The organism is Nocardia carnea, assembly GCF_029868855.1.
Lineage (GTDB): Bacteria > Actinomycetota > Actinomycetes > Mycobacteriales > Mycobacteriaceae > Nocardia > Nocardia carnea_A.
In genome coordinates, this window is the sequence record NZ_JARWOV010000219.1 from 26899 (window position 1) to 46124 (window position 19226).

Genomic DNA, 19226 nt, shown 5'->3' on the forward strand with positions numbered 1-19226 from the left:
ACGTGAATTATCACCGAGCCGGGTTAGGCGTACCACCCCGGTTGTTCGAATCCGGCGCGGCGCTGCGGGACGCTACGTCCGGCTACGTCCGTTCTGGCTCCGTAAACCGCGGACTATCCGGCGCAGGGTACTCACCCGGGGGCCCACGGTCCGCTCGTTGCCGTGATCGGTCGGATGGTAGTAGTCCACCCCGACCAGTTCGTCCGGCGGGTACTGCTGGGCGAGCACGCCGTCCGGATCGTCGTGCGGGTACCGGTAGCCCTGCGCGTTGCCGAGCGCCGCGGCGCCGGAGTAGTGGCCGTCGCGCAGGTGCGGCGGCACCGCGCCTGCCTTACCGGCCGCCACATCGGCCATGGCCGCGCCGATGGCCGCCACCACCGCGCCCGATTTCGGGGCCGTGGCCAGATGGATGGTGGCCTGGGCCAGCGCCAGCCGGGCCTCCGGCAACCCGACCAGCTGCACCACCTGCGCCGCGGCGGTCGCGGTCTGCAGCGCACTGGGGTCCGCCATCCCGATATCTTCGCTGGCGTGGATCATCAGGCGCCGGGCGATGAATCGCGGGTCCTCTCCCGCGGTCAACATCCGGGCGAGGTAGTGCAGCGCGGCATCCACGTCGGAGCCGCGAATGGATTTGATGAACGCGCTGATCACGTCGTAGTGCTGATCACCGGCCCGGTCGTAGCGGACAGCGGCCTTGTCCACGCTGGCGGCGACCAGGTCGAGGTCGATCCGGCCGTCGAGCGAGGATTCCGCGGAAGCCTCCAGGGCGGTGAGCGCGCGCCGGGCATCGCCTCCGGCGATCCGGACGATATGGTCGATCGCTTCGTCGGTGACGGTGAACTGACCGTCCAGCCCGCGCGGGTCGGTCAGAGCGCGGGTCAGCACGGTCCGGATATCGTCGGCCGTCAGTGAATGCAGCTGCAGCACCAGTGACCGGGACAGCAACGGCGCCACCACCGAGAACGACGGGTTCTCCGTGGTCGCGCCCACCAGCAGCACGATCCGGTTCTCGACCGCGGCCAGCAGTGCGTCCTGCTGGGTTTTGGAGAACCGATGCACCTCGTCGATGAACAACACGGTCTGCTCACCCGCGGTGAGCCGCCGCCTGGCCACATCGATCACCGCGCGCACTTCCTTGACACCCGCCGACAGTGCGGACAGCGCCTCGAACCGGCGCCCGGTGGCATACGAGATCAGCGAGGCCAGGGTGGTCTTGCCCGTTCCCGGGGGCCCATAGAGCAGAACCGACGCCGCCCCCGAGCCCTCGACGAGGCGGCGTAGCGGTGAACCGGGACCGAGCAGGTGCTGCTGCCCGACCACCTCGTCCAAGGAAGCCGGGCGCATCCGCACCGCAAGTGGTGCGCGGGTATCGCCGATCCGGCCGGCCCGATCCGGCCCCGCGAAATCCGGTGCGCCCGGTTCCGCGCCGGGCATATCGAACAGGCCGTCGCTCATTCCGTGTCCTTGTGCGGCACGAGCGACGGCCCTGCGTGGTTGCGCTCCGCTACCGCCACCATGCCTGACTCACTCATGGCTGCGACCGTACCGCCCACCCCCGACACCCGCTCCCGCGCAGGACCGTAGCAGGACACCACACCCGGCGGTGCAGAAGCACAGATCAGCTGAGGTGTTCGTCGAGCAAGGCGCAGACGCCTTCGGCGAAATCGCCGACGGCGTCGTTGCCGAGGCACCGCGCATCCTCGGCGAGACCGGCCCACCGGTTGAGCAGAGCGTCCGATCGCGGCACCGACAACCCGTGTTCGCGGGCCGCCGCGATCCGGGTGTGATCCGCCGGCAGGAACCAGTACGTGCTGAGCCAGACCCAGATCAGTCGCGCCTCGAGGATCTTCTCGGCGAGCAGGTCGTCGTCGGCGAGGGCCGGCCATACGCCGACCACCTCGGCCCGCCAGGCCTCCACCATCTGGGTGGCCAGTTCGCGGGACAGTTCGATATCGCACAGGCAACCGGGGAAGGACACCAGCGCGTACGCGATATCGAGGGTGGCATCGCGGAAACCGCCCCATTCGTAGTCGAGGATGCGGGCGCCCTCGTCGTTGATGATCACATTGTCCGGGCACAGGTCCGAGGGGCTGAACGCCCGGAACCGGCCGCCCCCGAACAGCCGGGCCCCGTGGGCGACCTGTTCGGCCACCTCGTCGGGTACCTCGATACCGAGTTCGCGCCGCAGCAACCCGGGCACCTCCGTGACGGCGGTTTCGGCCTGCTGGGCGATACCGTCCACCCGGTGCAGCACGTCGACCCGGCGGAGCAGTGCGACGAAATCGAGTTCCCGCCCCACGGTGGCGGCGTGCATGCGGCCGAGCGCCTGCGCGAACGCCATCATCGCGTTCTGGGCGGCCGGTTCGGCGCCGGAGCGCAGCACATCGGTGAGTTTGGTGTTCTCCCCCAGATCGCTCAGCACGAGCAACCGGTCGGGCAGGCTGTGCGCGATCAGGTACGCGCCCGGCCGTTCGCCACGGCTCAGCGCGGTGGTGAACTGATAGGACACCGCTTCCCGGAGGAAGGCCGAATCGACGCTGGCGACACCCGGCATGATCGTCACGTTCTTGGGGTCCGCGACGGCACCACGCACCTGCTTGACGATCAAGGTGCGCGGTAGGGAGAAAGCGTTCTCCGCGACCCGGACCCGTAGGACGGTCGTCCGTCCGCTGCCACTGAGTTCGGTGGGATCGCTCAGCTTCACCGGAGCACCCATGCGCTTTGTGAGCAACTGCTGTGCTGCGGATACGACTTCGGTGGCTCGTTCGGCCAGTAGTGCAGTCATCGCATCTCAAGTTACTCGCATTCGGTCACTTCTAGCGACCGGTTGCACAACCTTTCCGTGTCGCCCGGCGTGTCAGGCGTGTTCTCCGGCGTATTTCCGGCCTGCTTGACAGCGCTGCGCAGGTCGGGTTTTCTCGATCTGAACTGCTGTGCGCCGCACCGGAAACCCGTTGAGCCGAAAGGTATGCCAGCGTGACCGACACACCGAGTTCCACCCCCGACTCCCCCGGTGCCCCGGACACGGCAGGCAGGCAGCCCACTCCCGGCGAACCGCGGCCGACGGCGGAGGGCGGCCCGGCCGCGGGCAGCCCGCGGACCGCCGATTTCCCCGGGGGTGTCGTCCACGACCCGGGCCGGAGTGGCCCGCCCGGAATGGAGAAACCGGTTACCACCGCGGGCCCCGGCACCGATCCCGCGGCCCGCACGGTCACCGATGGTCCCGCACAGCCCGCGGCGACGGAACGGCCTCAGCCGGACGGGACCGTTCCCGATCCGGCCGGCGGTCGGCCCGTCTACGGCCCACCCGGCACGGGTCCCGGGCCGGAGACACCGGTCTACGGCTATCAGGCGCTCGGCACCGGAATCCCCGGACGGCTCGATGTCGGGCACGCGCTCAGCTACGGGCTCGAGAAGTTTCGCCTCAATCCGGGCCCCTGGATCGCGGCGACCTCACTCGGCTTCATCATCTACCTGCTGTTCTTTCTGGTGGTTCGGATCACCGAACCACGGTCGGCGACGGCGCTGCTGGTGCTTTTCGCCGTCGTCATGGCCGGGCTCTGGGTACTCCAGGCCGCCCTGGTACGCGGCGCGCTGTACGAAGCCGACGGCTACCGGCCGGGTTTCGGCTCGTATTTCTATATCGGCAACCTGGGTAACGCGTTCCTGACCGCGTTACTGGCCTTCCTGGCCACCACCCTCGCCTCCGCGCTGTGCCTGATTCCGGGAATGCTGGTCGGTATCGGCTGTATGTTCTCGCTGCATTTCGCCATCGACCAGGGGCAGACTCCGGTCGAGGCGATCAAATCCAGTTTCCTGCTGGCACTGCGGGATCCGTGGCGGGTGTTCCTGCTGGTGCTGACCGTCGTCGTGGTCACCTGTCTCGGTCTGCTCGCCTGCGGGTTCGGCCTCCTGGTGGCCGGCCCGGTGGCGGCGATCGCGGTCACCTACGCGTACCGCACCCTCACCGGTGGCCCGGTATCGCCCGTCTGACGAACCGGACCTCTGCCTTCCGTCGGCCCCCGCGACGGACTAGTCCGCTACCGCACGGGCGTGTCCGGCCACCGTCGATGACATCAGTGGCCGGACGTCGCATCCGTGCTGTCTAGCCGGCGCCCGCCTCGGTGACCGCGGCCCCGGTCGCACCGTTGGTATCGGCCTTGCCCTTGTTCTGCGGCCGGGCGTCCAGCCCTGCTTCCTTGCGCTGCTGCGCCGTGATGGGGGCGGGCGCATCGGTGAGCGGGTCCACCCCACCGCCGGTCTTGGGGAAGGCGATGACCTCGCGGATCGAGTCGAGACCGGCGAGCAGCGCGACTATGCGGTCCCAGCCGAAGGCGATACCGCCGTGCGGCGGGGCACCGAAGGCGAAGGCATCCAGCAGGAAGCCGAACTTCTCCTGTGCCTCGGCCTCGCTGATCCCCATCACCTGGAAGACCCGTTCCTGCACATCCTTGCGGTGGATACGGATGCTGCCGCCGCCGATCTCGTTACCGTTGCAGACGATGTCGTAGGCGTAGGCGAGGGCGGAACCGGGATCGGTGTCGAAGGTGTCGATCGACTCCGGCTTCGGCGAAGTGAAGGCATGGTGCACCGCCGTCCACGACGAATGTCCCAGCGCCACATCGCCGCTGGCGGTGGCGTCGGCGGCGGGTTCGAACAGTGGGGCATCCACGATCCAGACGAACGACCACGCATTCTCGTCGATCAGCCCGACCCGCTGCGCGATCTCCGACCGCGCCGCACCGAGCAGGGCACGCTGAGCCTTGGCCGGTCCGGCCGCGAAGAACACGCAGTCCCCCGGCTGGGCGCCCACATGTACGGCCAGCCCTTCCCGTTCGGCCTCGCTGAGGTTCTTGGCGACCGGGCCGCCGAGCGTGCCGTCGTCACCGACCAGCACATATGCCAGTCCTTTGGCGCCGCGCTGTTTGGCCCAGTCCTGCCAGGCATCGAGCTGGCGGCGCGGCTGGCTCGCCCCGCCGGGCATGACGACGGCACCGACATAGGGCGCCTGGAATACCCGGAACGGTGTCTCGGCGAAGTATTCGGTGCATTCGGTGATCTCCACCCCGAAACGCAGATCCGGCTTATCGCTGCCGAACCGGCGCATCGCCTCGGCATAGGTCATATGCGGGATAGGGGTCGGGATCCGATAGCCGATGAGTTCCCACAGCGCCACCAGGATGTCCTCGGCCAGCAGGATCACATCCTCCTGGCGCACGAAGCTCATCTCGAGGTCGAGCTGAGTGAATTCGGGCTGGCGGTCGGCCCGGAAATCTTCGTCGCGGTAGCAGCGCGCGATCTGGAAGTAGCGTTCGATACCGCCCACCATCAGTAGCTGTTTGAACAGCTGCGGGCTCTGCGGCAACGCGTAGAAACTCCCGGGCTGCAGACGCGCCGGTACCAGGAAATCGCGCGCGCCCTCGGGCGTCGAACGGGTCAGGGTCGGGGTTTCCACTTCGACGAATTCGTGCCGGGCCAGCACCGCGCGCGCGGCGGCGTTCACTCTCGACCGCAGGCGGATGGCATGGGCCGGGCCCTCGCGGCGCAGATCGAGGTATCGGTACCGGAGCCGGGCCTCCTCGCCGGGCTGCTCGTCGAGCTGGAACGGCAGCGGGGCACTCTCGTTGAGGACCTCGAGTTCTTTGACGTTCACCTCGACGGCGCCGGTCGGCAATTCGGGGTTCTCGTTGCCCTCGGGCCGCTCTTCGACCACACCGACGATCCGAACGCAGTACTCGGCCCGTAGCCGGTGCGCTTGCTCGGCCGCCGGACCCTCCCGGAAGACCGCCTGCGCCACACCGGAGGCATCACGCAGATCGATGAAGATCACGCCACCGTGGTCACGCCGCCGCGCCACCCAACCGGAGAGGGTCACGGTCTGACCGGCCTGTTCGCCTCGCAACGAACCGGCCAAGTGGGTGCGCAGCACGGGATTCCTTTCGACGTTCGGAGCACACCGGGACGGCCACCGGATGCGGTTGCCATCGTAGTGTGCCCCGGCGGGCGGGCTGAAACGGATATATTGCCAGCACCAGCAAAGTCGCAGCAAATACGTTCTCAGACGGGATGCTCGCATGACTTTCAACGAACGCGTGCAGATCGACCCCGGCCGCGCCTCCTCCGGCGGCGGTCCCGGCCGCGGCGGCAGGCTGGCCCTCGGCGGCGGTGCGGGCGGGCTGATCGTGCTGGTCGTCGCCCTGCTCATGGGAGGCGATCCCGGGTCGGTGCTCGGCCGGTTCACCGGCACTCAGGACACGGGGCAGCGGGAGGTCACGGCCGGCACTCCCCAGCATTGCCGGACCGGAGCCGACGCCAACACCTATGTGGACTGCCGGGTCGTGCTCACCGCACAGAGCCTCGACGCCGTCTGGGCGGAGCAACTGCCCAGCCAGACCGGTGTCACATACGAACAACCCGGCCTGCGCCTGTTCACCGGCTCGGTGTCCACCGGGTGCGGGTATGCCACCAGCGAGGTCGGCCCGTTCTATTGCCCGGCCGACCGGACCGCGTATTTCGACGTCGGGTTCTTCCAGGAGCTCGTGGACCGTTTCGGGGCCGCAGGCGGACCGCTGGCGCAGGAGTACGTCGTCGCGCACGAGTTCGGCCACCACATCCAGACCCTGCTCGGTGATATCGGCCGGGCCCAGCGGGATCCGCAGGGCCCGGAATCGGGGGCGGTACGCACCGAGTTGCAGGCCGACTGTTACGCCGGCATCTGGGCTCATTACGCCGACCGCACACCCGCACCGGGTTCGAACACACCGCTGCTGCAACCGCTCGACGATGCCGATATCCGCGACGCCCTGTCCGCGGCGGCAGCGGTCGGCGACGACCGGATCCAGCAGGCGGCGCAGGGCCGGGTGAACCCGGAGGTATGGACGCACGGCGCGGGCGAACAACGGCAGAAGTGGTTCCTCGCCGGATACCGCACGGGTGAGGTGCGGGCCTGCGATACCCATTCGGCCACCGATCTGAACAACCCGGACAGCTCGCGCTGACCCGGTGGATCAGAACTGGCTGTCGTAGCCGGCGTCCTCGTCGGGATCGACCGCTCCGATGACCTCCGGCGCCGATTCACCCAGCGGACCGGTGAGGTCGTCGTTACCGGTCGCGCTGCGATACGACTCGACGGTCCGGCCGTGTTCCTCGTCGTTGTTGCGCTGACCGGCCGCACCCGGTGCACCACCGCCCATGAAGCCACTGGACGCGGGAGTGGTGGCCGCAGGGGTCATCCCGGTGGGCAGCATGCCCGGCCGCATCACATTGCCGATCGGGGGCGTGGTCGCACCGGGAACGCCCGGCACCGACGGCGAACCGGGGACGCCCGGCGTGCCACCGGTCGACAGACCCGGACTCCCGCTCGGCATTCCGGGACTCCCCGGCATACCGGGACTTCCGGTACTCAGCCCGGCTGCGGTGGTCGCGGCCGGCTCACCGGCGGTCGAACCGAGCACGGACTCCAGGGCAGACGGATCCGAGGCAAGGCTCTGCGCCTGCTGCAACATCGGTTCGCCGACGCTCTGCGCCACTTGCTGGGCGGCCTGCGCGGCCTGCTGGCCGTCCACACCGAGCATCTGCTGCACCACACCGCTCAGTTCCGCGGTCCGGCCCGCGAGGTCCCCGCGTGTGATGTTGGTGACCGTGACGGCCTGGCCGAGGTGTTCGGTGGCCGACGCGATGAGCGCGGTCTGCGCGGGCGGGGTCATCACCACCGGTGCGAGCGCTGTGGCCTGGGTAAGGAAGGACGCGGCAATGGTGGTGAGCTGCGCGTTGCCCTGCTGCACCACCGCGGCCGCGGCCTGCGTCATCGCCGAGATATCGAACCCGCGCTGGCTGGTCTGCACACCGGAATTGTTGGCTTCCTGCCCGGCCGTCTGAGCGGTCTGGGCGGCCTCGCTCTCCCACGACTGGCCCATGGCGGACAGGCTGCTCTTACCCACACCCATCGCCACCTCGATGACCTGGGACGCCTGGCTGAGGATGGCGGTGGGATCCAGTGCGCCGATGACACCGGTTCCGAAACTGCTGAGCAGATCGCGAATCGGCGCGAACAGCACGTCGATTCCGGGCAGCGCCGGCAGTGCGGCGCCGTTGAGCAGGGCGCCCACCGGGTCGGACGGCAGTGCGGGGGCCGCGGCGGCGGGAACGCCCGCCGCGGCACCGGCGGGCGCGCCGACGCCGGCGGCCGCTGCCGCCTGACCGAGGAGGCCCTGGGCCGTATCGATCACGGGGGCCGCCGCCTGGTTCACGACACCCAGTACATGGTCCGCTTGCGCGGACACGTCGTCGACGGCGCCCGACAGGATGTCCTGGGCCTCCGGCGCCTCGCCGGCGAGCCCGGAAAGTCCCGGCATCCCGCCCGGCATTCCGGCGGTCGCGGGCGCGTCCTCGGAAACCCGCTGCGAGAGCACGAACTCGGGTGATTCGACCGGTGCTTCCCCCTCCGGAAGCTGACCCAGCGGAATATCCTGGATCGCCGCACCGGGATCCGGTGTGGTCGCCGGGGCCGCGGTCACAGGGCTGCCGGAGGGAACGGCGTGCTGCAACTCGGGAGCGATGAGGCCGGCGGTTCCGGCGCCGGTGTCGAGCGGTTTCACAGCGCGCCTCCCACCGCACCGAGCGCACCGGCGGTGCCGTCGTCGGTGAGGTCGTAGCCGATCGCCGAGGAGAACGCGGCCTGGGACAGATGCTGGTACTTGGCCGCGAGGTCGTTGATATCGCGGGTCTGCAGTACTTGAGCGGCGGCGAACATGGCCAGGTAGTCGGCGCCGATCAGACCGAACACCGGCGTCAGCGCGGCGACGTTGCGCAGGGCGTCGATATTGGCGACGCCGGCGATCTCCGTGCCGATACCGGCGTTCGTGGTACCGAATACCCGCAGCGCTTCGGTTTCCACCGAGGTATTACTCATCGGGCTCCCCCCTGGTTCATCGTGAACATCATCGCTACCGCGTGAAACTTCTCGTGTGCCACAACGACACGCGCCCCTGCGGCATCAAATGGTTGCCGCCCGAATATAGCCCACCTCGCCGGTCACCGACGAGACCCAACCCCGGCACAAAACTAGAACAGGTTGCAAATTAGAACGAGTTCTATATTCTCGTCCGCATGAAGGTCGCAGTGACCGGCGCAGCCGGCTACCTGGGTACGAATCTGCTCCCGTTGCTCGCCGAGCGCGGCGACGAGATCACCGCCATCGACCGGGTGGCACCTCGGCAATCCGGCACGCCGAACGTCACCTGGGTGAGCGCCGATGTCCTGGATCCGGCATCCATGCGGGCGGCCCTCGACGGCGCCGAGGTGGTGTACCACCTGGTCGCGGTGATCACCCTGGCGGACAAGAACGATCTCGCCTGGCGCGTGAACACCGAGGGTGTACGCGTGGTGGCCGAGGCAGCCCACGCGGTCGGCGCCCGCCGGTTCGTGCACGCCAGCTCGATCCACGCCTTCGACCAGTACAGCTGCGGCGGTTCGATCGACGAGACCACCCTGCGCTCCACCGACACCGGCCTGCCCGTCTACGACCGGTCCAAATGGGCCGGCGAGATCGAACTCCGCAAGGTGATCGAGTCCGGCCTGGACGCGGTTCTCTGCAACCCCACCGGCGTATTCGGGCCCGCCGACCACGGAACTCCGCTCTCCCGGATCAACCGTTCCCTGCGCGACGCCGCCCGCGGGCGCATTCCCGCCATGATCGACGGCGGCTTCGACCTGGTCGATGTCCGGGATGTGGCGCGCGGCCTGCTGCTCGCCGGGGAACACGGCCGCACCGGGGAGAACTACCTGCTCGGCGGCGAGATGATCTCCATGCTCGAGCTCTGCCGGATGGCGGCCCGGCACGGCGGGAAGAAGGGGCCGCGCTTCTCCATCTCACCGAAACTGGTCGCGGGCCTCATTCCGGTGATGGAGCCGATCGGCAAACGCCTGGGTACCGATGTCGTCTCCAAGGCGGCGCTCGGCGCACTGGTTTCGGCGCCGCTGGTCGACCACGGTAAAGCCACCCGTGAACTGGGGTATCGGCCCCGGCCGATCGACGATACCGTGCGCGATCTGGTGGCCTTCTTCGCCGACCCACACGCCCCGTTACCGGATTTCACCCCGACTGCTTGACAGTAGTTAGAACGCGTGTTCGACTGGTCGCGTGCGGTGGCAGAACCAGACCCTGGACGCCGACGACGGCGCACTGCCCGGCCTCGGCCGGGCCGGATTCGCCCGCACCGTACAGACTCCCGAATTCGAGGGCATCACCTTTCACGAGGTGCTCTGCAAAAGCGCACTGAACAAGGTTCCCGAGCAGTCGAATCTACCGTTCCAGTGGACGATCAACCCGATGCGGGGATGTTCGCACGCCTGCCGCTACTGCTTCGCCCGCGGATCGCACGAATACCTCGAACTCGACGCCGGAACGGATTTCGACACCCAGATCGTGGTGAAAACGAATATCGCGGCGGTACTGCGACGCGAGCTCACCCGCCGTTCCTGGCATCGGGAGCAGGTCGCGTTGGGCACCAACACCGACCCTTACCAGCGCGCCGAGGGCCGATATCGGCTGATGCCCGGAATCATCAGGGCCCTGACCGATTCCGGTACGCCGTTCTCGATCCTCACCAAAGGCACCCTGCTGCACCGCGATCTGCCGCTGCTGAGCCTGGCCGCGCGCGAGGTCCCGGTACATATCGGGATCTCGCTGGCCCTGCTGGACCCGGAGTTGCAGCGTGGCCTGGAACCCGGCACACCCGCACCGCGAGCCCGTCTCGACCTGGTCCGCGCCTGCGGTGATGCCGGTTTCGCCGTCGATGTGATGGTGGCGCCGGTGATCCCGTATCTCACCGACGGCCGGGCCCAGCTGGACGAACTGTTCGGCGAACTCGCCGCCGCCGGAGCAGAGTCGGCGGCGTTGCTTCCCCTGCATCTGCGCGGTAGTACGCGTGGCTGGTTCCTGGGCTGGCTCGCCGAAACCCACCCCGCGCTGCTGCGCCGATACCGCCAGCTCTACCGGCGCGGTGCGACGGTCGCACCCGAATACGCATCGTGGCTCCGGGAGCGGGTCGATCCGCTGCTGCGCGAGCACGGCTTGTACCCGGCAGAACCGCGCCCCGCCGAGGCTCGTCCGGTACCGGAGCCCGCCGCTACGCCGCAGCTCGAGCTGTTCGCCTGAACCTGTGCGGCGGGTTCGGCAGGCCGGTGCCGGTTTCCCCGGACGCGAAGCACACGCACGGCGCATTCGCGCGGTGATGTCGTCGATTCCGCCGGACAACCGCCCGGACAGGGGTCCGGGCGGGTGTCTCGACGCGATCACCACGCAACAGACTGCTCGACAAGCCCGCTATCTGCGGTTTTGCCTCACCGCCTGGCCGGCCGCCGCCTCCGGACCACCTCACCGGACCGCGCCCGCGGCGCACCGGACGCGCACTTTCTCGGCGCGGCGGCCCCCGGCAGGGGTAGGTTGGCGGCTGGTAGCTCATTTCGACGAGGAAGTGAAGCACGCGTATGGTTTCGCACCCCGACAACATCGCCCCGTCCGATGCCGCGCCGGCCGAGAATTCCTCCGGCGCAGCGGTACTGGATCGCGTCGTCATCCGGTTCGCGGGCGATTCCGGTGACGGTATGCAGCTCACCGGCGACCGGTTCACCCACGAGGCCGCGGCGTTCGGCAACGATCTGGCCACCCAGCCCAACTTCCCGGCCGAGATCCGGGCCCCGCAGGGCACCCTGCCGGGTGTGTCGTCGTTCCAGATCCAGATCGCCGACCACGATATTCTCACCGCCGGCGATCAGCCGGATGTGCTGGTCGCGATGAACCCGGCGGCGCTGAAGGCCAATCTGGCCGAGTTACCCCGCGGCGGCACCCTCATCGTCAACACCGACGAATTCACCAAACGCAACCTCACCAAGGTCGGCTACGCCGCCGATCCGCTGACCGGCGAGGACCTGACGGATTTCGTCGTGCACCAGGTACCGATGACCTCGCTGACCCTGGCCGCCACCGAATCGGCCGGTGTCGGCAAGAAGGACGGCCAGCGGGCGAAGAACATGTTCGCCCTCGGCCTGCTGTCCTGGATGTACGGGCGGCCGATCGGCGGTACCGAGAAGTTCCTGCGGGAGAAGTTCGCGAAGAAACCCGAAATCGCCGAGGCCAATATCCTCGCCTTCCGGGCGGGTTGGAACTACGGCGAAACCACCGAGGCCTTCGCCACCACCTACCGGGTCGCCCCGGCCGCCCTGCCCGCGGGCACCTACCGGCAGATCACCGGGAACACCGCGCTGGCATACGGCCTGATCACCGCCGGGTCGCTGGCGGGTATCCCGCTGTTCCTCGGCACCTACCCGATCACACCGGCCTCCGACATCCTGCACGAGCTGAGCAAGCACAAGAACTTCGGTGTCACCACCTTCCAGGCCGAGGACGAGATCGCCGGGATCGGTGCCGCCCTGGGCGCCGCGATAGGTGGTGCCCTCGGGGTCACCAGCACATCGGGGCCGGGGCTGGCGCTCAAGAGCGAAACAATCGGGCTCGCGGTGATGACCGAACTGCCGCTGGTGATCGTCGACGTCCAGCGCGGGGGCCCGTCCACCGGTTTGCCGACCAAGACCGAGCAGGCCGATCTGCTGCAGGCACTGTACGGCCGCAACGGCGAATCCCCGGTCGCCGTGCTGGCGCCGCGCTCACCGGCCGACTGTTTCGCCGCCGCGGTGGAGGCGGCCCGGATCGCGCTCACGTACCGGACGCCCGTTCTCCTGCTGTCCGACGGGGCGATCGCCAACGGTTCCGAGCCGTGGGCCATCCCCGAAGTGAGCGAACTCGAACCTATCGACCCAGCGTTCGAGCCCGCCGGCGACGGTGAGTTCCAGCCCTATGCCCGCGACCCGGAAACCCTCGCCCGACCCTTGGCGGTACCGGGGACCGCCGGCCGGGCCCACCGGATCGGTGGCCTGGAGAAGGCCGACGGCAGCGGTGACATCTCCTACGATCCGGCCAACCACGAGCTGATGGTGCGGCTGCGCCAGGCCAAGATCGACGGTATCTCGGTGCCGCCGGCCGAGGTCGACGACCCGGACGGCGCGGCACGGGTCCTGCTCGCCGGCTGGGGCAGCTCCTACGGGCCGATCGGCGAGGCCTGCCGCCGTGTCCGCCGCCGTGGCGCGCGGGTCGCCCAGCTGCATCTGCGCCATCTCAACCCGCTTCCACCGGATCTCGGCGATATCCTGCGCCGATACGACACCGTGGTGGCGCCCGAGATGAACGGCGGACAGCTGGCCTGGCTGCTGCGGGCGAAGTACCTCGTGGACGTGCAACCATGGACGAAGGTGGCGGGAACGGCATTCTCCGCCCAGGAACTGGTCGGCGTGATCGACGCGGCCCTGGACGGCACACTGGCCGAACTGGAGCAGAGCAAGGCATTCACCGCCCGAGCTCGAGCGACCTATCGGAGGAACGGGGACACCGCATGATCGGATCAGGCCCGGATGCGGTGGCGGAGCGGACCACAAATGGCCCTCGATCATGCGCGAAAGGCACAGCATGACCATCATCGAAACCTCGCCGGCCGGGGCGGACCTCGGCATCACGCCGGTCTCGGGACTGACCGGCGTGCCGACCGCAGACGGCCCCCAGAAGGCCAAGGACTACACCTCCGACCAGGAAGTGCGCTGGTGCCCCGGCTGCGGTGACTATGTCATCCTCGCCACGGTGCGCGGGTTCCTGGCCGAACTCGGCCTGCGCCGGGAGAACCTCATGTTCGTCTCCGGGATCGGCTGCTCCAGCCGATTCCCCTACTACCTCGACGCCTACGGGATCCACTCGATCCACGGCCGGGCACCCGCTATCGCCACCGGCCTGGCGGTGACCCGTCCGGATCTGTCGGTCTGGGTGGTCACCGGAGACGGGGACGCGCTCTCCATCGGCGGAAACCACCTGATCCACGCCCTGCGCCGCAATGTGAACATGACCATCCTGCTGTTCAACAACCGGATCTACGGTCTCACCAAGGGCCAGTACTCCCCCACGTCCGAAGCCGGCAAGGTCACCAAATCGACGCCCATGGGCTCGGTCGATCATCCGTTCAACACGCTGTCGGTCGCTCTCGGCGCGGAAGCGACGTTCGCCGCCCGCGCTCTGGACTCCGACCGTGCGGGACTCACCGAGGTGCTGCGCGCGGCTGCCGAACACCGCGGTACCTCGTTCGTGGAGATCCTGCAGGACTGCCCCATCTTCAACGACGGTTCCTTCGATGTGCTGCGGCGCGGCGACAGCGAGTCCCGCCTGATACCGCTCCGGCACGGCGAACCCCTGCGTTTCGGCGCCGACGGCGAATACGCCGTGGTACAGCGAGGTTTCGGGCTGGCCGTGGCACCGGCGACGGAGGTCGCGGAGGACGATATCGTCGTCCACGACGCCCACCGCGACGACCCCGAATACGCCTACGCCCTGTCGCGCCTTTCCGACCAAGATCTCGACCACGTGGTCACCGGTATCTTCCGGGCCGTGCGGCGACCGACCTACGACGACGGCGTCCGGGCGCAGAGCACAGCCGCCCAGGAGAAGAACCCGGTCGGTCCCGACGCGCTACAGCGTCTGCTCACCGGGCCGGAGACCTGGACGGTCTGATCGGCGCAATCGGCCCTGCCCGAACAAGGACGAGTCGCACTATGGCGGGCGATCTGCGGAATCACGACTCTGCTGCCGGGTCACTCGGCGGTTTCGTCCGTATGGACGACACCGATGGCCGGCCCGGCGCATCGGGTTATCGGCGGTCCGGGAGAAAACCTGGCTGTGCGGGATTGCGTGGTCGGTGCGAGTTTCGTTGCCGCGGCGCCTCGGCGGAGCTTCCTCGTCGACTATGCCGCTCACACCGTTCGCGACGGTGGACACAGCTCGTCGCCTCGCTCCGTGTCCGGGAACCGGGCGCTGATCCGGATCCGGCGTACCGGGGCCCCACGCTCGTGCGGGGCGTTGCCGCCAGAGCAGTAGGCGATACCGGCCGGTGCGCGGGCTGCTCCGGGTGTTCGGTGATCCGAGCGATTACTTCGGCATCGCTCGCTCTTGCCCATTCCGGGAACCTGCAGCGGTCCGCCGGCCACCGCAGATCGTCACGGTGGCTTCCTCGGGCTCATATCAGTACAGTGCGACGATCTCCTCGTCGGTGAGCACGATCTGGGCTACGTAGTCCTTGGCGCGGGCCGCAGCGACCGCCCGGTACAGGGGACGCTCCGGAAGGGCGGCATCACGGGCTTCGGCGCGTAACTGGTGCACCAGCAGGTCGGCGACCGCGACACCGGCCGCGAGTTCGCTGCGGGACAAGGCGTCGGCCAGCCGGCGCAGGCCCAGGATATGCAGTTCACGGCCGCTGCCCGCGTCGGTGTACATGGCCAGCGGTACCAGTTGACGATCCGGACCTGCCGTCAGCCGCAGGATCACCCGGCTGAGACGGCCGGGGTGGACCAGCAATTCGACACCGGTCACGGCGGGAACCCGTAGCTGCCGGGTCCGCCACAGCGTACGGGCGTTCAGCGTGTTCCCGGCCAGCCACAGGCGGCGTCGCCGGACCGCCAGAACATATCCGGCGGCCGGCACGGCCACCACGAGAGCTGCCACGACTCCGGTGACCGGATCCAGAAACAATCCGGCCACGAGACCGGCAACCAGGGCGAGACATACCGCAACCAATGCCAAGCGGCGAAGGACAGGCGCGTACATCTCGGGTGCTACCAGGTCCAGCCCGATTCGCTGGTCGTCGTCGGGCGGGGGCGAATCGGTCACGGCGGCGCTTTTCGGTCCGAGGGGCAGGGGGTCGCCCGCAGAGTACTACGGGCGGTCGGACAGCGTGGCGACGATATCCGCCAGCGGGACCTGCCGCTGGTCGCCCGTGCGCATATCCTTCAGCCCGATGGTCTGCTCGGCCAGATCGCGGTCACCGAGGATCAAGGTGTAGCGGGCACCCGACCGGTCGGCGGCCTTCATGGCCCCCTTGACTCCGCGGTCGCCGTAGACCAGGTCTACGCTCACACCGGCGGCCCGGAGTTCGCCGGCCAGCACCACCATCCGCTGTTTCGCGGCGTCCCCGAGCGGAACCCCGAATACCTCGCAGCGTGCCGGATCGCCCGCGCCGACCCCTTCGGCGGCGAGCGCCAGGACGGTGCGGTCCACCCCGAGCCCGAAGCCGATACCGGACAGCGCCTGCCCGCCCAGCTCCGCCATCAGACCGTCGTAGCGGCCGCCCCCGCCGATCCCGGATTGCGCACCGAGGCCGTCGTGCACGAATTCGAAGGTCGTTTTCGTGTAGTAGTCCAGTCCGCGCACCATCCGCGGGTTCAGCACATACGGCACGCCGAGCGCGTCCAGGTGGGCGAGAACCCGGTCGAAGTGGTTCTTCGCCGATTCGGACAGGTGATCCAGCATCAGCGGGGCGTCGGCGGTCATCTCGCGCACTTCGGGTCGTTTGTCGTCGAGTACGCGCAGCGGGTTGATCTCGGCGCGGCGCCGGGTCTCGGCGTCGAGATCGAGACCGAAGAGGAATTCCTGTAACCGCTCGCGGTACTGCGGGCGGCAGGTCTCGTCGCCGAGCGAGGTGATCTCGAGCCGGAACCCGGTGAGACCCAGCCCGCGGAACCCGGCATCGGCCACCGCGATGACTTCCGCGTCCAGCGCGGGATCGTCGACGCCGATGGCTTCCACCCCGACCTGCTGCAACTGCCGGTAGCGGCCCTTCTGGGGTCGTTCGTAGCGGAAGAACGGGCCCGCGTAGCTCAGTTTCACCGGTAGCTGACCACGGTCCAGGCCGTGTTCGATCACCGCGCGCATCACTCCGGCGGTGCCTTCCGGCCGCAGGGTCACGCTGCGTTCGCTGCGGTCGGAGAAGGTGAACATCTCCTTGCTCACCACATCGGTGGACTCGCCGACGCCGCGCGCGAACAGTTCGGTGTCCTCGAAGATCGGCAGCTCGATATGCCCGTACCCGGCGAGTCGGGCGGCGCGGAGCAGGCCGTCGCGTACCGCGACGAACTCGGCCGAACCGGGCGGGACATAATCCGGCACCCCCTTCGGGGCGGAGAAGCTGCTGGTCTTGGTCACGGTGAACCAGTTTCCACCACCCGGCCCGGTCGCGTCCAACCGGTTACGGCGGCCACGGCGCCCGCGCGGGGAGTCCCGGGTGATATCCGGGGGCCCACAGCCGGAGATGGCAGACTCTAGTCCCGGAACCAACAGACCAGAAGCGACCGGCCGGGCCCGGGCCCGGCCGCCGCACGGGAGGAACGTGGTAGTGCCGAGCAACGAACAGCGCCGAGCTGCGGCGAAACGCAAGCTGGAACGACAGCTCGCCAACCGGGCCGAACGCGCGCGCAAGCGTAAGCAACTCACCATCGCCGGATCCGCGCTCGGTGTCGTCGTGGTGATCGCCGCGGTGACCGGTGTGTATTTCCTGACCCGAGGAGAGGACAACGCCGACTCCGCCGCCTCGCAGACACCCGACGCCTCGCTGTCCAGCACGCCGGGCGCCGCACCGCCGCCACCCGCGGCCGCGAAACCGGCCAGTGTGAATTGCGTCTACAACGCCACCCCCGAGCCGGCGGCCAAACCGGTGGAGAAACCGCGCGCAGAGGGTATCCAGACCGGCGACGCCAACGCGACGCTGAGCCTCAGTGTGGATACCAACCACGGCCCGCTCGGGCTGACGCTGAACAATGCCGAATCGCCGTGCACCGTGAACAGTTTTGCCAGCCTGGCGGGCCAGGGCTATTTCGACGGTACGGACTGCCATCGCCTCACCCAGGGCGAGGGGCTGAAGGTCCTGCAGTGTGGCGATCCGACCGGCACCGGTACCGGCGGGCCGGGATATCAGTTCGACAACGAGTACCCCACCGACCAGTACCCGCCGAACGATCCGGCCCTGTCGGAGCCGATCAGCTACAAGCGCGGTGTGCTGGCCATGGCGAACGCCGGACCGGGCACCAACGGTAGCCAGTTCTTCATCGTCTACGGCGATTCGATGCTGCCGCCCAACTACACGATCTTCGGCACTGTAGACGAGGCCGGTCTGGCCACGCTGGATACTATCGCCGGGATCGGCCAGGACGAATCCAACGGTCCGGGCGACGGCAAACCGAACCAGTCCGTGACGCTGAATTCGGTACGGATCGACTGAGATCGGCCGGGCGGGTTCGCCCCCGCGGCGATCCCGTAGATATATGCTGGTCGGCGTTACGTAGTACAGACTGTGCCCCTGTCTCTCGGGTAATCTCGAAAGCGGGAGTGCGCGTGACCATGTCGCGCTCATCGGTCGCCGTTCGGGCCGGTGCGCTGCCGGCGGGATCTTCCGGAGAGCGGATCCCGGCGGACCGTTCGCGGGTCGGGTGGCGAATCCCGATCCGCCCGGCGCGGCACCCGCTGCCGCCGGGCACCATGAACACCCATAGTGACCACCGCAGTATCGGGAGCAGCCATGTCCGAGGATATCGACGATATCGGCCGGGAAACCGCGGCCATGATGAAGACGATGTTGCAGATCGCGACCCTCGTCGCGTTGAAAACCCGGGAACGCGGTCAGCGTGAGGCCGAGGCCCGCGTGAAGCTCACCGAGGCACGGGTGAAAGAGGCCCGGGAACTGCAGATCCGCGAGGCGCGCGACGCCAAGTCCAAGGATCCACGCAACCTCGCATTGGCCCAGACCATTTCGCGGGCGGCGGCCGAAGTCAAACCCGGCTCCTCCGTCCCGCAACGGGAAACGAGCGGTTACCGCGGGGTGCAGCTGGAGAAGGACCGCGTCACGCTGGAACGATTCACGGAGAGATCCGAACAGCTGACCGGTACCGCCACCGCGGTGAGTTACGACTCGGTGGAGCGCCGGGCCGCATTGGCCGCGCATTTGGCCAAGATCGGGATCGCCCCGGAACTGGCGGCGGCCCGGATGCTGGTCGAGGTGGGCCAGGCGGGTCCCGCCAGCGAAGCGGCCCGCAACCGCCCGGACCGCACACCCGCGGTCCAGCGGGCCCGGGAACAGGAACTCAGCCGCAGCCGCGGTCTGGAGCGGAGCCGGTAACCCCGGTCGGCGGTTTGCGGAGGCGTTCGCGCGCTTGCGCCGATCGGTACAACGATAAAACCCCCCGACTAGAAGCGGGTTTTATAGTGGCGTTTATGGGTTTAAATAATTTTAAAAGACATGGGAACTCGCGCCGCCCGAGCGAGTGATGGACTACGGGCCGGATCCGTCGGTCGCTCTGCACGTGAT

General features: G+C 68.5%; 15 protein-coding genes. 8 read left to right on the forward strand and 7 right to left on the reverse strand.

Annotated elements, in window-relative coordinates:
* Positions 1-72 precede the first annotated feature (72 nt).
* Entirely contained in the window at positions 73-1455 is a 1383-nt protein-coding gene (locus tag QH195_RS21275) for a replication-associated recombination protein A (RefSeq protein WP_280436726.1), read from the reverse strand.
* Between the two features lie 163 nt (positions 1456-1618).
* Positions 1619-2785 carry a phosphotransferase family protein gene (locus tag QH195_RS21280; protein ID WP_280425227.1) on the reverse strand — a complete coding sequence of 389 codons (1167 nt, stop codon included), beginning with the start codon at positions 2783-2785 and terminating at the stop codon, positions 1619-1621.
* A gap of 191 nt (positions 2786-2976) precedes the next feature.
* Between QH195_RS21280 and QH195_RS21285 the strand changes: the two genes are divergently transcribed.
* Positions 2977-3993, forward strand: a complete 1017-nt coding sequence (locus tag QH195_RS21285; protein WP_280436727.1) for a hypothetical protein — start codon at positions 2977-2979, stop codon at positions 3991-3993.
* A 112-nt stretch (positions 3994-4105) separates the two neighbouring features.
* Here the strand turns inward: QH195_RS21285 and aspS are convergent, their stop codons facing one another.
* Positions 4106-5929 carry an aspartate--tRNA ligase gene (gene aspS / locus QH195_RS21290; RefSeq protein WP_280436728.1) on the reverse strand — a complete coding sequence of 608 codons (1824 nt, stop codon included), beginning with the start codon at positions 5927-5929 and terminating at the stop codon, positions 4106-4108.
* A 145-nt stretch (positions 5930-6074) separates the two neighbouring features.
* Between aspS and ypfJ the strand changes: the two genes are divergently transcribed.
* Positions 6075-6998 (forward strand): KPN_02809 family neutral zinc metallopeptidase, encoded by a 924-nt coding sequence (gene ypfJ, locus QH195_RS21295; RefSeq protein ID WP_280436729.1) that lies wholly within the window; start codon positions 6075-6077, stop codon positions 6996-6998.
* Between the two features lie 9 nt (positions 6999-7007).
* Here the strand turns inward: ypfJ and QH195_RS21300 are convergent, their stop codons facing one another.
* Positions 7008-8597 (reverse strand): hypothetical protein, encoded by a 1590-nt coding sequence (locus QH195_RS21300; protein WP_280436730.1) that lies wholly within the window; start codon positions 8595-8597, stop codon positions 7008-7010.
* Entirely contained in the window at positions 8594-8911 is a 318-nt protein-coding gene (locus QH195_RS21305) for a type VII secretion target (RefSeq protein WP_280425222.1), read from the reverse strand. Before QH195_RS21305 ends, QH195_RS21300 begins: the two co-directional genes overlap by 4 nt.
* A 197-nt stretch (positions 8912-9108) precedes the next feature.
* Here QH195_RS21305 and QH195_RS21310 point away from each other — a divergent pair, with 197 nt between their 5' ends.
* From QH195_RS21310 to QH195_RS21325, 4 genes are all read left to right on the forward strand, one after another.
* Positions 9109-10110, forward strand: coding sequence for an NAD-dependent epimerase/dehydratase family protein (locus tag QH195_RS21310; protein WP_280436731.1), 1002 nt, complete (start codon positions 9109-9111; stop codon positions 10108-10110).
* A gap of 31 nt (positions 10111-10141) precedes the next feature.
* Positions 10142-11158 (forward strand): Rv2578c family radical SAM protein, encoded by a 1017-nt coding sequence (locus QH195_RS21315; RefSeq protein ID WP_280436732.1) that lies wholly within the window; start codon positions 10142-10144, stop codon positions 11156-11158.
* A 332-nt stretch (positions 11159-11490) separates the two neighbouring features.
* Positions 11491-13452, forward strand: a complete 1962-nt coding sequence (locus tag QH195_RS21320) for a 2-oxoacid:acceptor oxidoreductase subunit alpha (RefSeq protein WP_280436733.1) — start codon at positions 11491-11493, stop codon at positions 13450-13452.
* Between the two features lie 70 nt (positions 13453-13522).
* A complete protein-coding gene (locus tag QH195_RS21325) occupies positions 13523-14608 on the forward strand; it encodes a 2-oxoacid:ferredoxin oxidoreductase subunit beta (protein WP_280436734.1) in 1086 nt (361 codons plus the stop codon).
* 507 nt (positions 14609-15115) lie between these two features.
* On the opposite strand, the gene QH195_RS21330 is transcribed toward QH195_RS21325, so the two are convergent.
* Together QH195_RS21330 and hisS are read right to left on the reverse strand one after the other, a co-directional pair.
* The gene (locus tag QH195_RS21330) at positions 15116-15760 is read right to left on the reverse strand and encodes a hypothetical protein (protein ID WP_280425217.1); all 645 of its coding nucleotides are present in this window, start codon (positions 15758-15760) and stop codon (positions 15116-15118) included.
* A 45-nt stretch (positions 15761-15805) separates the two neighbouring features.
* Positions 15806-17071: a histidine--tRNA ligase gene (gene hisS, locus QH195_RS21335; RefSeq protein WP_280425216.1), complete on the reverse strand. Its 1266-nt coding sequence runs from the start codon at positions 17069-17071 to the stop codon at positions 15806-15808.
* Between the two features lie 190 nt (positions 17072-17261).
* On the opposite strand from hisS, the gene QH195_RS21340 reads away from it, so the two are divergent.
* Both QH195_RS21340 and QH195_RS21345 read left to right on the forward strand, forming a co-directional pair.
* Entirely contained in the window at positions 17262-18143 is an 882-nt protein-coding gene (locus QH195_RS21340; RefSeq protein WP_280436735.1) for a peptidylprolyl isomerase, read from the forward strand.
* Positions 18144-18440: 297 nt separating this feature from the next.
* Positions 18441-19037, forward strand: coding sequence for a hypothetical protein (locus QH195_RS21345; RefSeq protein ID WP_280436736.1), 597 nt, complete (start codon positions 18441-18443; stop codon positions 19035-19037).
* Positions 19038-19226: the final 189 nt, after the last annotated feature.